Genomic DNA, 13,887 nt, shown 5'->3' with positions numbered 1-13,887 from the left:
CCGGGGGTTTCACACCCCCGGACCCCCGTGGAGTATTTTTCGAAAAGAGCAGATGCAGGCTAGCGGACGGATTCAATCGGCCCATCGGCGCGACCGTGGATGAACTGCTGCACATAGGGATCGTCGGTCGCGTCCATCTCGCCCACCGGCCCGGTCCAGCGAATGATGCCACCGTGCAGCATGGCGACGGTGTCGGCAATCGCGCGGACCGAGGACATGTCGTGCGTGATGGTCATCGCGGTGGCGCCCATCTCGACCACGATCTCGCGGATCAGGTCGTTGATGACGCCCGCCATGATCGGGTCGAGGCCGGTGGTGGGTTCGTCGAAGAAGATGATCTCGGGCGCCGCCGCGATGGCGCGGGCAAGGCCGACACGTTTCTGCATGCCGCCGGACAGTTCGGCCGGGAAGAGGTCGGCGACCTCGGGCTTCAGACCCACGCGGCGCAGCTTTTCGATGGCGACCTCGCGGGCCTGCGCTTTCGGCAGCGCCTTCGGGCCGCGGACGAGGCGGAAGGCGACGTTTTCCCAGACGCGCAGCGAGTCGAACAGCGCCCCGCCCTGGAACAGCATCCCGAAGCGGGCGAGGAAGGCGTCGCGGTCGGCCTGCATCACGTCCTGGCCGTCCAGCGTGATCCTGCCCCGGTCGGGTCGAATGAGGCCGAGGATGCATTTTAGAAGCACCGACTTTCCGGTGCCCGAGCCGCCGATGATGACCATCGAGGTGCCCGAGGCTACCCTCAGGTTCACCCCTTGCAGGACCCGGTTGTTGCCAAAGCGTTTGTGGACGTCGCGCAGTTCGATCATGAGGTGAAGAAGACCTCGGTCAGGACGTAGTTCGCCGCCAGGATCAGGACCGAGGCGGAGACGACCGCCGCCTTGGTCGCCGCGCCCACGCCCTGCGCGCCGCGGGCCGAGGCCATGCCATGATAGCAGCCCATCAGCGCCACGATGAAGCCGAAGACCGCGCCCTTCACCAGGCCCGAGCCCACATCCCAGGCCTGCAGGAAATCCGCCGTGTTCTTCAGATAGGTGGCAGAGTTGAAATCGAGCCGGGTGATGCCCACCAGCCAGCCGCCCATGATCCCGATGGCATCGCCGGTGGCCACCAGCACGGGCATCGCCAGCGTCGCGGCGACGACGCGGGGCACGGCCAGGTATTTCAGCGGGTTGGTTGACAAGGTGACCAGCGCATCGATCTGTTCCGTCACCTTCATCGTGCCGATCTCGGCCGCGATGGAGGAGGCGACGCGGGCCGCGACCATCAGGCCGCCCAGGACGGGACCAAGCTCGCGCGTCATGCCGATGGCGACGATGGAGGGGACCACGGATTCGGCGTTGAAGCGCGACCCGCCGGCATAGATCTGCAAGGCAAGCGCCCCGCCGGTGAAGATCGCGGTCAGGCCGACCACCGGAAGCGAGTACCAGCCGATCTGCAACAGCGCACTGCCGAATTCGCGCAGGTAGAAGGGCGGGCGCAGGATGTGGCCAAGGATCGCCCCGGCGAACAGGACGATCCGGCCAACCGCCGCCACGGCCTGCAAGACGGGTCGACCCAGCGCGCCGAGGACCGCCGTCATGCCCGGCGTTCCTGATAGCGGCGGGTATAGCGCGGCCCGAGCGCGGTCAGGATCTCGTAGCCGATGCTTCCCGCCATGTCGGCCAGGGCATCGACCCCCTGGTTCGGGCCCAGGATGTCCAGCGCGCGCGGCACTTCCGGCAGGTCGGTGACGTCGACGGTGATGAGATCCATCGAGACCCGGCCGACCAGCGGGCAGGGCGTGTCGCCATCCCAAAGCTGCGCCTGACCCGAAAGGCTGCGCAACAGCCCGTCGGCATAACCGCCCGCGACCGTGGCGATGACGGACGGGCGTTCGGCGACCCAGGTGCAGCCATAGCCCACCGCCTCGCCCACCGCGACCTCACGCGTCTGGATCACCGGCAGCGACAGGGTGACGACGGGGATCGCCGCCTGGTGCGGCAGGCCGCCGTAAAGGCCGACGCCGGGCCGCGTGAGGTCGAAGTGATAGCGCGGACCCAGAAGGATGCCCCCGGTCGCGGCCAGACTGCGCGGCAGGCCGGTGCCGTCGGTCATCGCGTGGAAGGTCTTCAGCTGGGCCGCGTTCATCGGATGGTCGGGGTCGTCGGCGCAGGCAAGGTGGCTCATCAACAGTTCCGGCCCCGCCTCGACCAGGATCGGCGCCACTGCCTGCCATTCCAGCATCTCGACGCCCAGCCGGTTCATGCCGGTATCCAGTTGCACGCCGAACGGGTGGCCGGGCAGCGATTCCAGATGCCGGGTGATCTGCTCCAGGCTGTTCAGCATCGGCGTGAGGTCGAGGTCGTGGATCATCTCGGTATCGCCCGCCATATGGCCGGACAGGACCGCGATCTGCGGACCGGGCCCCAGGGCCTGCCGGACGGCAGCGCCTTCCTCGGCCTGGGCCACGAAGAACCGCCGCGCGCCTGCCTGTGCCAGCGCGCGCGCCACGCGCGATGCGCCCAGGCCGTAGGCGTCGGCCTTGACGACGGCTGCGGTCTGCACATCCGCGCCGGACATCCGGTCCAGCGCGCGCCAGTTCGCGGCGATCGCATCGAGATCAATGGTCAGGGTTCCGCTTGCCATGCGGCTGTTTCGACCGGGTCGGCAGCGGGGTCAAGGGAAAACCTCCGTCAGGGCCGGTGCTTGCCCTTCCGCTGCCACCGGGCGAAGCTGCCTGGCCAGAGGGAGCCGTCGCCGATGTCCGCCACCCATGACCCGTCCGATGAAGAGGCCGATCTTTACATCACGATCCTGTGCTGGATCGGTCTGGGCCTTGCGACGTTAAGCGAATTCATCCAGCCCTTGCCGCAGGGTCTGGTCTGGGCGGCGCTGGGGCTCTCTTACCTGACGGGCGGCTTGCCGCCCCTGCGCTCTGCCGTGCACGAGCTGTGGTCCGAACGGCGGCTGGACATCGACCTGCTGATGGTGGTCGCGGCGCTGGCGGCGGCCGCGGTCGGGGCGGCGCTGGAAGGGGCGGTGCTGCTGGCGCTGTTTTCGCTGTCCGAGACGCTGGAGCACCGCTCGATGGGCAAGGCGCGACGTGCGGTCGAGGCGCTGATGCAGTTGCGCCCCGAGACGGCGTTTCTGGAAGGGCCGGAGGGCGTTCGGGAAGTCGCCGTGGAAACCCTTGTTCCCGGCGACCGGGTGATCCTGCGCCCCGGCGCACGGGTGCCGGTGGATGGCCGGATTGCGCTGGGGGAAGGGCATCTGGACGAAAGCACGGTGACCGGGGAATCGGCGCCCGTCCGCAAGGCCCCCGGCGATCCGGTTCACGAGGCCACGGTGAACCTTGACGCCATCCTGACGGTCGAGGTGGTGCGCGGGCTTGCGACCAGCACGGTCGCCCGGATGATCCGCCTTGTCACCGAGGCGCAGGCGATGAAATCGCCGTCCGAGCGGTTCTCGGACTGGTTCGGCCAGCGTTATACGGTGGCGGTGCTGGTGGGGTCGATCCTGTCCTGGTTCGGCTTCCGCGCCCTTGGCCATGACGCGGGCGAGGCTCTGTATCGCGCCGCGACGCTGCTGGTCGCGGCCTCGCCCTGCGCCGTGGTCATCTCGGTGCCCGCGGCAGTCCTGTCGGCGCTGTCGGCGGCCGCGCGGGGCGGGGTGCTGTTCAAGGGCGGGGCGGCGCTGGAAGGGCTGGCCGAGGTCCGCACCTTTGCCTTCGACAAGACCGGCACGCTGACGACAGGACAGGCGGCCGTCACCAACGTCGTCGCGCTGGAGGGGGCGGAGAACGGGTTCCTCGCGCTCCTTGCCGGTCTTGAGGCCCAGTCCGAACACCCCATCGCCGCCGCGATCCGGCGTGAGGTGGCTTTGCGCGGCATCACGCCGCAAACCATCCGTGACGTGCGCGCGCATCCCAGCGAAGGGATCACCGGGGTCGATGACGTGGGGCCGGTCTGGGCCGGGAATGCCCGGATGCTGGCGGCGATGGGGGCAGAGCTGCCTGCGGCGCTGGCCGCGCTGGCGGATGGCGCGGAAACGCTGGTCGTCGTCGGGCGTGGCGCGCAGGTTCTGGGGGCGGTGACGGTGGCCGATGAGCCGCGCGCCACGGCAGCCGAGGCGCTGCGCGACCTGAAGGCGGGGGGAAAGACCGACATCCTGATGATGACCGGAGACCGCGCCCCGGTGGCGGCCCGGATCGGCGGGCGGTTGGGGCTGGCAAAGGGCGAGATCCATTCCGGCCTTCTGCCGGGCGACAAGGTCGCGCTGGTCGATGCGGCGGCCCGGCGCGGCAAGGTCGCCTTCATCGGTGACGGGGTGAACGACGCTGCCGCCCTTGCGCGGGCTGATGTGGGTGTGGCGATGGGGGTTGCGGGCAGCGAGGTGGCCTTGCAGGCTGCCGATGTGGCGCTGATGGCCGATGACTTGCGCAAACTCGCCGCCGCGCGCCGCCTGTCCCGCCGCGCCGCCGGCGTGATCCGGCAGAACCTGATCATCGCCATCGGCGCGATGGTGGTGCTGGTCACCGGAAGCCTGTTCTTCGAACTGCCGCTGCCGCTGGCCGTGCTGGGTCACGAAGGCGGGACGCTGCTGGTGGTTCTGAACGGCCTGCGGCTTTTGGCCGATCCGATCCGCGCCCGCAGCTGATCCCGCAGGCCCTCGCGGACCGGCTGCCTGCGGGAAGGACCGCCCTCGGGGGCATCGAGCCCCCTCGGCCGGCGCTGTCGCGGGCCCTGTCCCCCGACCGTGGCGCGGGAGGGCCGGCCGCGGCGCCTCCGGCGGGAGTATTTGGAAAAAGGGCAAGATCGGCAGGGATGGCCGATCAGAAGCCCACGTCCGGCCCCCCGGAGCCTTGCCAGGGTCTGGCGAGATTGCCGAAGCGGGTGAACCGACCCTCGAACGACAGTTCCACCGTGCCGATGGGGCCGTGGCGCTGCTTGCCGATGATGACCTCGGCCTTGCCATGCACCGAGTCCATCAGCGCCTGCCACTGGGCCATTTTCTCCAGCTCATGGTCGCCGGGCTTTTCGCGTTCGCGGTAATATTCCTCGCGGAAGACGAACATGACCACATCGGCGTCCTGCTCGATCGACCCCGATTCGCGCAGGTCGCTGAGCTGCGGCCGCTTGTCGTCGCGGGATTCCACCGCGCGGCTCAGCTGCGACAGCGCGATCACCGGAATATTCAGTTCCTTCGCTATCGCCTTGAGACCTTGCGTGATTTCGGAAACCTCCTGCACCCGGTTGTCCTTCGAGGACCCTTTCAGAAGCTGGAGATAGTCGATGATGAGGACATCGAGCCCATGCGTCCGCTTCAGTCGTCGGGCCCGGGCCGCGACCTGTGAAATCGGCAGGGCGGGCGTGTCGTCGATATACAGCGGGCAGGCCTCAAGCGCCTTCGCGGCCTCGACGAAACGGCGGAATTCGGCCTCGGTCATGTCGCCGCGCCGGATCTGTTCCGAGGGCACTTCGGCGGCCTCGGACAGGATGCGCGCGGCCAGCTGCTCGGCGCTCATCTCCAGCGAGAAGAACCCGACCACACCGCCCTCGACCGAGCCTTCGGTCCCGTCCGGCAAGCGCCCGCGCTTGTGCGCCTTGGCGATGTTGAAGGCGATGTTCGTGGCCAGCGAGGTCTTGCCCATCGACGGGCGCCCCGCAAGGATCAGAAGGTCGGAAGGGTGCAGCCCCCCCAGCTTCTTGTCCAGGTCGATGAGGCCGGTCGAAATGCCCGCAAGGCCGCCATCGCGCTGGTAGGCCGCGTTCGCAACATTGACGGCGTCGGTTACAGCCTTGAGAAAGCTTTGAAATCCCCGCTCGGCCACGCCCTGTTCGCCCAGGCGGTAAAGCCGCTGTTCGGCCTCGATGATCTGGTCCCTGGGCTCCGAGGCCACCTCGACCTTCGCCGCCTGCGCTGCGATGTCCCGCCCCAGCTGGATCAGCTCGCGCCGCACCGCCAGGTCATAGACCATCTGCGCATAGTCCCGCGCCGCATAGGCCGAGATCGCCGCGCCTGCCAGCCGCACCAGATAGGCCGGGCCGCCCAGGTCCTTCAGGCCGGGATCGTCCGCGAGAAAGGCCTTCAGCGTCACCGGCGAGGCCAGCGCGTTCTTCTGGATGCGCGCGGCAGCAATCTCGAAGATGCGCTGGTGCACGGGGTCGAAGAAATGCTCGGCCTTCACCACCGAGGACACGCGGTCGAAGATGTCGTTGTTGGTGAGGATCGCGCCCAGAAGCTGTTGTTCTGCCTCGATATTGTGGGGAAGCGCTTCTGCCTCCGGGGGCTTGACGGTGGTTATCTCGTTCATTGCTGCCTCCTGCCGCTGCCTTCTCTGCCTTATCCGGGGGGGCCGGGCAATCCGGGAACAACCCTGTGGACAAGGCGGGGCGATTCGAACTGGTTGTAAAGGTCGCGGGTCAGCCTACCACATATCGCGTCGGACCTGTGGACGGATCGAGTCGCGCGATGCTGTCCCCAGAAGCGCCCACAGGGTTTCCCACCGAAATCCGGCGGCCTTCCGCCCGGTCAGGCCGGTTTTCGCGCATCCTGCCAGGCGCGGGGCGCCTTGAGGAAACGTTCCACCTCGGCCAGGGTCTTGTCGTCGAAGGACCCTTGCGCCCGCGCCTCGGCCAGCACGTCCCACCAGGTGCAGAGGTGGTGCAGCCGCACCCCATGCGCGCCAAGCTTCGCCTCGGTGTCGGGGAAGATGCCGTAGTAGAAGATCACCGCCGTGTGGCCGCAGGTCGCGCCCGTCTCGCGGATCGCCTCGACGAAGGATAGTTTCGAGCCGCCGTCGGTGGTCAGGTCCTCGACCAGCAGGACGCGCTGGCCGGGCGTCATCGCGCCCTCGATCCGGGCGTTGCGGCCATAGCCCTTGGGCTTCTTGCGGACGTAGGTCATCGGCAGCGCAAGGCGTTCGGCCACCAGCGCCGCGAAGGGGATGCCCGCCGTCTCTCCGCCCGCGATGTTGTCGAAGGCCTCGAACCCGGCCTCGCGCAGGACCGTGACGGCCAGGAAATCCATCAGCGTAGAGCGGATGCGCGGGTAGCTGATGAGCTTGCGGCAGTCGATGTAGGTGGGGCTGGGCAATCCGCTCGCCAGCGTGAAGGGCGTCTCGGCGTTGAAGTGGACGGCCTTGATCTCCAAGAGCGCGCGGGCGGTGAGGCGGGCGATTTCCTCTTTCGGCGGATAGGTCGAGGGGATCATGTCGGGTCCTTTCGGGCGGGCTCGTGCGTTGCGCTTCCGGCTGCTCTCCGCGTCGGCGACAAGCGACGAAGTCGACGCGGAGCGGGTCAGGGGAGAACGTGCCAGTGCACGGGGAAGCCGGGGTTGAAGACGGTGACGGGGCCGGGCTCGGCATGGATCTTCTCGGGCCAGGTGCAGGGTTCGGCCCGCTTTTCCAGGGTGATCGTGCCCGCGTTCACCGGCAGACGGTAGAAGGCGGGCCCGTGGCGCGAGGTGAACCCCTCCAGCCGGTCCAGCGCACCTTCCTCTTCGAAGACATGCGCCAGCAGCGACAGCGTGTTCGTCGCGGTGAAGCAGCCCGCGCAGCCGCAGGCATGTTCCTTCAGCGCATCGACATGCGGCGCGCTGTCGGTGCCGAGGAAGTAACGCGGATTGCCCGAGGTGGCGGCGCGGCGCAGGGCCAGCCGATGCTTTTCGCGCTTGGCCACGGGCAGGCAGTAGTAATGCGGCCTGATGCCGCCCGCGAGGATGTGGTTGCGGTTCAGGATCAGGTGATGCGCGGTGATCGTCGCGGCAAGGCCATCCCCGCCATCGGCGGCATAGGCCACGCCTTCCTCGGTGGTGATATGCTCCATCACCACGCGCAGTTCGGGCAGGCGACGGCGCAGGGGGTCGAGGACCGTGTCGATGAACACCGCCTCGCGGTCGAAGATGTCCACCTGCGGGTCCGTCACCTCGCCGTGGGTGCAAAGCGGCAGGCCGATCCGGGCCATGGTCTCCAGCACCGGCATGACCCGGGTCAGATCGCGCACCCCAGACTGCGAATTCGTCGTGGCCCCCGCCGGGTAAAGTTTCACCGCCTTCACCAGCCCCGAGGCCGCCGCGCGTTCCACATCCGCAGGATCGGTGCCCTCGGTCAGATACAGCGTCATCAGCGGCTGGAAGCTCATCCCCTCGGGCAGGGCGGCGAGGATGCGGTCGCGGTAGGCGAGGGCGTCGTCCGGCGTCACCACCGGCGGCACCAGGTTCGGCATGACGATCGCGCGGGCAAAGTGCCGGGCGGTTTCGGGCAGCACGGCCCGCAGCATCGCGCCGTCGCGCAGGTGCAGGTGCCAGTCGTCGGGGCGGGGCAGGGTGATCCGTTGCATCTGCCCCGGGTAACGCAAAGCCGACCGCGATTCCAGTGGCATCGCCGCGCGAAATTGCACAGGATCGGCGGCACGGAAAGTGCCTTCGATGATCCGCCGCCTTCTGCCTGACGCGGATCACCCGGGGACGGATCGGGCATTTCCGCCGCATGCTGGAAAGCCACGAGGGAAAGCCACGAAGGCTAGACTGTTTCTCCGGTCAGTTCCGCCAGCCTGCGGGCAAAGCGCGGGGCGTTCAGGCGCGCGGTGACCGACCGGCAGATCTTGATCTCGCGCTTGGGATGGCCCGACAGCCGCGCCGCAGCGAGGATCGCGCGCAGATAGCTGCCGTTCGACCGCCGCGCGCGCCAGAGCCAGGAAAAGCGGTCCGCCGACATCTTGCCTTCCATCGCCGCCTCGATGATCCGGTCCAGCACCTTCATCTCGCGAAGCGTGTCCTCGGTCCCCTCGCCGGTATAGCGGGCGTGCAAGGGCGTGACCCAGGGCCGCTGGAACAGGGCGGCATGCATCGCGTCGGGCTGATGCAGCGGGTCGTGGATCAGCCAGACGTGGCTGGCGCTTTCGGTCATGTCGGGCGCATAGCCGTAGCGGCCGCGAAAGTTGATCCGCCGCGCGATCCGGTGGCGTTCGTCCCAGCCCGCAAGCGCCGGGTCCAGCGTCGCGCGCGGGGCGATCAGCACCAGTTCCGCCTGCGGCGCGGTGATCGAATAGGCCGCCGCCGCATAGCCCGCAGGCCCCGCGCCGTAGAAGACCACCCGGTCGAAATCCTCCAGGAACCCGTCATCGGCCAGCCGGTCGAAATAGCGAAACACCGCCGGATCGCGCCACCAGGTCTCGCCCTCGGCCAGGATGGTCAGGATCGACCAGCCCCGCGCCTTGGCCAGGGCATAATGCTCGGGCAACTTGTCCTCGCGTTCGCGCAGGGCGGCGGCATCCTCGAAGGTCACCAGAAGCTCGGGCCGTTCTTCGGCAAAGAAGGCATAATGCCGGTCCCCCAGCGGCAGGAAATCCCCGTCGCCTTCGGCAATTGCCAGCATCGGGCGCTGCCAGTCTGGAGGGTTCGACGAGTTCGACATGCTTTGAATCTGGTTTGCGACAGGTACGGGCGACACGAGGACACCTGACCGAACTTGGCGAGAGATTCTGGCCGCGACAAGGCTTAGTGGTGGTATCGTATTGTTTCCTTGTGGACGGGCTGCCATTATTCCCGAAGGCGTGAACAATCGGCAACCTGCGGGTCCCCGTGCCGCCCGCCGCTCACGCCCTGCCTTGCCCGGCCCGGATATGCGGCTTCCAGATCGACTCGGCCTCCTCCTGACTCAGCACCCGCGTGGGCCCCGCCATCAGAAGTTGGCCGTACAGGCTGCGCCAGGCGTCCTCCTGCATCAGTCTGCGGAACTGCGCCCGTCGCCAGGCGACGGCCGCAGCGTGCAACCGCCCCAGAACCGCGTCCGCCCGCAGATTCTCGCGCAAAGCCCGGCTGTCCAGCTCAAGCACCGACCTGTCCTCGACCGCGTTGAAATTCCGCTCCACCCAATAGCCCGCATCCAGGCCATTGTCGGCATGCACCCCACGGCCCCGGTAGCGCTTGAGCACAAAACTTTCCACCGCGCCGAGAGGATAATGATTCAACTGGACCAGCCCGTAAGGATCGCGCCCGACATCGGAAAAGATCCGCCCCCGATGAAAGACATCCGCCAACCTGCGCCCCGAGCCGTCGAACCAGCGCTGCCCCGCCATCCGCGTCTCGACTGGCGCGCGGGGCCGGTGGACGCCCAGCTTGCGGTAGCTGCCGTCGTTCCTGACCAGCGTCTTGAACAGCAGCCCCCGCCAGGGCCAGTGCAACACCCCGGGCGCGGCGCGGGTGAAGGTCTCGGTGACGGGCGCATCCTCGAACCGCACCACCCCCGCATTGCCGAACAGCCGCCAGGTCAGGGTGATCGCCGTCGCCTCGGGCAGGGCCGCCAGCAAAGCCGGGATCGTCCGGTCGCCGACATGGACGTTGACGAACTCGTCGATGTCCAGCGACAGCAGCCAGTCCGCCCCCGTCACCAGCGGATGCCGGTCCGCCCGCTTCAGCGCCGACCACTGCGGCCCCTCGGGATGCGGTCCCGGATTGCGCTGATGGATCAGCCAGCCCAACGCCTCCAGCCGGTCCAGCATCGCATCCGTGCCGTCGTCGCAGTCATTGGAAAAGACAAGGAAATCGGTGATCCCGCAGGCCCGGTGATGCGCGAGCCACTCCAGCAGGAACGCGCCCTCGTTCCTGACGCAGAGGACGGCCGTGATCCTCATCCCGCCCGCCCTTTCATCTGTCCCCAAATATCCCCGCCGGAGGCATCCGACCTCTCCACCCGAGCCACGCCCGTCAGGCGTAGCACGCGGGAAAGGTCAGAAGAAAGCCTGCAAGCCCGTGATCGCCCGGCCCAGGATCAGCGCATGGATGTCATGCGTGCCTTCATAGGTGTTCACCGTCTCCAGGTTCACCATGTGGCGCATGACCTGGAAATCCTCCTGGATGCCGTTGCCGCCGTGCATGTCGCGCGCCATCCGCGCCGCCTCCAGCGCCTTGCCGCAATTGTTGCGCTTGATGATGGAGATCATCTCCGGCGCGGCATTGGCCTCGTCCATCAACCGCCCGACGCGCAACGAGGCCTGCAGGCCAAGGCTGATCTCGGTCATCATGTTGGCCAGTTTCAGCTGGTAAAGCTGCGTCCCCGCGATGGGTTTGCCAAACTGCTTCCTATCCAGCCCGTACTGGCGCGCGGCGTGCAGGCAGAACTCGGCCGCGCCCATCACGCCCCAGCTGATGCCATAGCGCGCCCGGTTGAGGCAGCCGAACGGCCCCTTCAGTCCTTCCACGAACGGAAGCAGCGCCTCCTCGCCCACCTCCACATCCTTCATCACGATCTCGCCGGTGATGGAGGCGCGCAGCGACAGTTTGCCGCCGACCTTCGGCGCCGACAGGCCCTTCATGCCCTTTTCCAGCACGAAACCCCTGATCTTGCCGCCATGCGCCTCAGACTTGGCCCAGACCACGAAGACATCGGCGATGGGGGCGTTGGAAATCCACATCTTCGCGCCGTTCAGCACATAGCCGTTCGCCGTCTTCTTCGCCGTGGTCTTCATCCCCGCCGGGTCCGACCCCGCATCCGGTTCGGTCAGGCCGAAGCAACCGATCCACTCGCCCGAGGCCAGCTTCGGCAGATACTTCTGCCGCTGCTCCTCGGTCCCGTAGGCATGGATCGGATACATGACCAGCGAGGACTGCACCGACATCATGCTGCGATAGCCCGAATCGACCCGTTCGACCTCGCGCGCGACCAGGCCATAGGCCACATAGGACGCCCCCAGCCCGCCGTATGCCTCGGGCACCGTGACACCCAGAAGCCCCATTTCGCCCATCTCGCGGAAGATCGACGGATCGGCCGTCTCCTCGCGATAGGCCGCCACCACGCGCGGTTGCAGCTTCTCCTGCGCATAGGCGCGGGCGGCATCGCGCAGCATCCGCTCTTCCTCGGTCAACTGCTCGTTCAGCCGGAACGGGTCCTCCCAGTCGAACCGCCCCAGATCGGGCGCGTCCTTGGCTTTCAGCTTCGGTCGGGCGTGCAGGGTGTCGGGCATGGGAACCTCCATCTTTGATGCCATCATTGCAGAAAAGGGCAGGGCAGGCTATCGAAAGTCCTGCACGGGTTCATGAGGGAAACTCATAATGCTGCCCCGCCGCTACCTGCCGCCGATCCCGGCCCTGATGGCGCTCGAGGCCGTCGATCGCCTCGGCACCGCTTCCGGGGCGGCGAAGGAGCTCAACCTGACCCAAGGCGCGATCAGCCGCGCCCTGCAAGGCCTGGAGAGCCAACTCGGCGTGCCCCTCCTGATCCGCGAACGCCAGCGCCTGCGGCTGACGCCTGCCGGGCAGGACTATGTGGCCGAGGTCCGCAAGGCCCTGCACCTCCTCGCCTCCGCCTCGATCACGCTGCGCGCCAACCCCACGGGCGGAAGCCTGAACCTCGCCATCCTGCCGGCCTTCGGGATGCACTGGCTTGCCCCGCGCCTGGCCCGCTTTGCGCAAAGCCACCCGGAGGTGACGGTGAACCTCTCCACCCGCCTTCGTCCCTTCGACTTCGCCGCCACCCCCTTCGACGCCGCCATCCACTATGGTCGGCAGGACTGGCCCGGCGTCCATTACCTGAAACTCATGGACGAAGAGGTCATCGCCGTCGCCGCTCCGGGCTTCCCCGTGCTGGAGAAGGCGACCGACATCCTGCACCACCCGCTCCTGCAACTGGAAAGCCGCCCCGGCGACTGGGGCCGCTGGCTGGCGCATCACGGCCACCCCGGCCTGCGCCCACCGGGCATGATATTCGACCAGTTCGCCACCCTGACGCAAGGCGCGATCCACGGCATGGGCGCGGCCCTGATCCCCACCTTCCTCATCCGGCGCGAACTGACCGAAGGCCGCCTGATCCCGATCTTCGGTCCCCCGGTCCGCGCCCTTGGCTCCTACTTCCTCGTCTGGCCCGACAGCCGCCCCGACCGCGCGCCGCTGCGCTCCCTACGACTATGGTTGCAGTCCGATGCCACCGATCCCGCCTTGACCCCTACCGGCTCAACCGCCACTCTCCCCGCAACGCCGGAGGCCCCGTGACCGCACTCCCCACCAGCATCGACGCCGTCGAAACCCTGCTGTCAGGCCAGGGCTATGTCGCCTCCCGCGCGCTGGCGACCGTGGTCTTCCTCTCGCTCAAACTCGGCCGCCCGCTGTTCCTCGAAGGCGAGGCCGGCACCGGCAAGACGGAAATCGCCAAGACCCTGGCCACCGCGCTCGGCCGCCGCCTGATCCGCCTGCAATGCTATGAAGGCCTCGACGCCGCCTCTGCCGTCGCCGAATGGAACTTCGCCGCGCAGATGATCGCGATCCGCGCCGCCGAGGCCACCGACCGCGACCACCTGAAGGCCGAGCTCTTCACCGAAGACTACCTCATCGCCCGCCCGCTTCTCGAGGCGATGCGCCCGCAGCCCGGCGGTGCCCCCGTCCTCCTCATCGACGAGATCGACCGCACCGACGAACCCTTCGAGGCCTTCCTCCTCGAAGCCCTCTCCGATTTCCAGGTGACGATCCCGGAACTCGGCACCATCCGCGCCCCTGAACCACCGATCGTCATCCTCACCTCGAACCGCACGCGCGAGGTGCACGATGCCCTGAAACGGCGCTGCCTCTACCACTGGGTCGACTACCCCAGCTTCGACCGCGAGCTCGAGATCCTCCACGCCCGCGCCCCCGAAGCGCAGGAGACCCTCAGCCGCGAGATCGTCGCCTTCGTCCAGAAGCTGCGGCGCGAGGACCTCTTCAAACGCCCCGGCGTGGCGGAAACGATCGACTGGGCGAAATGCCTGCTTGCCCTCGACGTCATCGCGCTCAGCCCCGAAGTCATCTCAGACACGCTGGGGGCCATCCTGAAATACCAGGACGACATCCAGAAACTGCAAGGCTCCGAAGCCAAGCGCCTCCTCGACGAGGTCAAGCGCGAGCTCGTCCCCGCATGATCCTTGCTCTTTTGCCAAATAC

General features: G+C 67.7%; 12 protein-coding genes. 3 read left to right on the top strand and 9 right to left on the bottom strand.

Annotated elements, in window-relative coordinates; all coding sequences use genetic code 11:
• Nucleotides 1-59 precede the first annotated feature (59 nt).
• From D5084_RS17660 to alr, 3 genes are read right to left on the bottom strand one after another with little or no spacing between them, the layout of a single operon-like run.
• Nucleotides 60-806 (bottom strand): ABC transporter ATP-binding protein, encoded by a 747-nt coding sequence (locus D5084_RS17660; RefSeq protein ID WP_128516821.1) that lies wholly within the window; start codon nucleotides 804-806, stop codon nucleotides 60-62.
• Nucleotides 803-1,579, bottom strand: a complete 777-nt coding sequence (locus D5084_RS17655; RefSeq protein ID WP_128516820.1) for an MlaE family ABC transporter permease — start codon at nucleotides 1,577-1,579, stop codon at nucleotides 803-805. The genes D5084_RS17660 and D5084_RS17655 overlap by 4 nt, the downstream gene beginning before the upstream one ends.
• A complete protein-coding gene (gene alr, locus D5084_RS17650; protein WP_128516819.1) occupies nucleotides 1,576-2,625 on the bottom strand; it encodes an alanine racemase in 1,050 nt (349 codons plus the stop codon). Before alr ends, D5084_RS17655 begins: the two co-directional genes overlap by 4 nt.
• Nucleotides 2,626-2,739: 114 nt before the next feature.
• Between alr and D5084_RS17645 the strand changes: the two genes are divergently transcribed.
• The gene (locus tag D5084_RS17645; RefSeq protein ID WP_128516818.1) at nucleotides 2,740-4,635 is read left to right on the top strand and encodes a heavy metal translocating P-type ATPase; all 1,896 of its coding nucleotides are present in this window, start codon (nucleotides 2,740-2,742) and stop codon (nucleotides 4,633-4,635) included.
• Nucleotides 4,636-4,810: 175 nt separating this feature from the next.
• Here the strand turns inward: D5084_RS17645 and D5084_RS17640 are convergent, their stop codons facing one another.
• The 6 genes from D5084_RS17640 to D5084_RS17615 form a co-directional block, all read right to left on the bottom strand.
• A complete protein-coding gene (locus D5084_RS17640) occupies nucleotides 4,811-6,292 on the bottom strand; it encodes a replicative DNA helicase (RefSeq protein ID WP_128516817.1) in 1,482 nt (493 codons plus the stop codon).
• 218 nt (nucleotides 6,293-6,510) lie between these two features.
• A complete protein-coding gene (locus tag D5084_RS17635; RefSeq protein ID WP_128516816.1) occupies nucleotides 6,511-7,191 on the bottom strand; it encodes an orotate phosphoribosyltransferase in 681 nt (226 codons plus the stop codon).
• A gap of 86 nt (nucleotides 7,192-7,277) precedes the next feature.
• Nucleotides 7,278-8,318, bottom strand: a complete 1,041-nt coding sequence (gene pyrC, locus D5084_RS17630; protein ID WP_128516815.1) for a dihydroorotase — start codon at nucleotides 8,316-8,318, stop codon at nucleotides 7,278-7,280.
• A 182-nt stretch (nucleotides 8,319-8,500) separates the two neighbouring features.
• On the bottom strand, nucleotides 8,501-9,394 hold the full coding sequence (locus D5084_RS17625) for a phosphoadenosine phosphosulfate reductase (protein ID WP_128516814.1): 894 nt from the start codon (nucleotides 9,392-9,394) through the stop codon (nucleotides 8,501-8,503).
• A gap of 181 nt (nucleotides 9,395-9,575) precedes the next feature.
• Nucleotides 9,576-10,613, bottom strand: a complete 1,038-nt coding sequence (locus D5084_RS17620; protein WP_128516813.1) for a glycosyltransferase family 2 protein — start codon at nucleotides 10,611-10,613, stop codon at nucleotides 9,576-9,578.
• Nucleotides 10,614-10,709: 96 nt separating this feature from the next.
• The gene (locus D5084_RS17615) at nucleotides 10,710-11,942 is read right to left on the bottom strand and encodes an acyl-CoA dehydrogenase (protein WP_128516812.1); all 1,233 of its coding nucleotides are present in this window, start codon (nucleotides 11,940-11,942) and stop codon (nucleotides 10,710-10,712) included.
• An 88-nt stretch (nucleotides 11,943-12,030) separates the two neighbouring features.
• Between D5084_RS17615 and D5084_RS17610 the strand changes: the two genes are divergently transcribed.
• Both D5084_RS17610 and D5084_RS17605 read left to right on the top strand, forming a co-directional pair.
• On the top strand, nucleotides 12,031-12,966 hold the full coding sequence (locus D5084_RS17610) for a LysR substrate-binding domain-containing protein (RefSeq protein ID WP_354001233.1): 936 nt from the start codon (nucleotides 12,031-12,033) through the stop codon (nucleotides 12,964-12,966).
• Complete coding sequence (locus tag D5084_RS17605) at nucleotides 12,963-13,865, top strand: AAA family ATPase (protein WP_238382700.1); 903 nt, start codon at nucleotides 12,963-12,965, stop codon at nucleotides 13,863-13,865. Before D5084_RS17610 ends, D5084_RS17605 begins: the two co-directional genes overlap by 4 nt.
• Nucleotides 13,866-13,887: the final 22 nt, after the last annotated feature.

The sequence above is a fragment of the Tabrizicola thermarum genome, assembly GCF_003574395.1.
GTDB lineage: Bacteria > Pseudomonadota > Alphaproteobacteria > Rhodobacterales > Rhodobacteraceae > Tabrizicola > Tabrizicola thermarum.
This window is presented reverse-complemented; position numbering and strand designations above follow the sequence as displayed.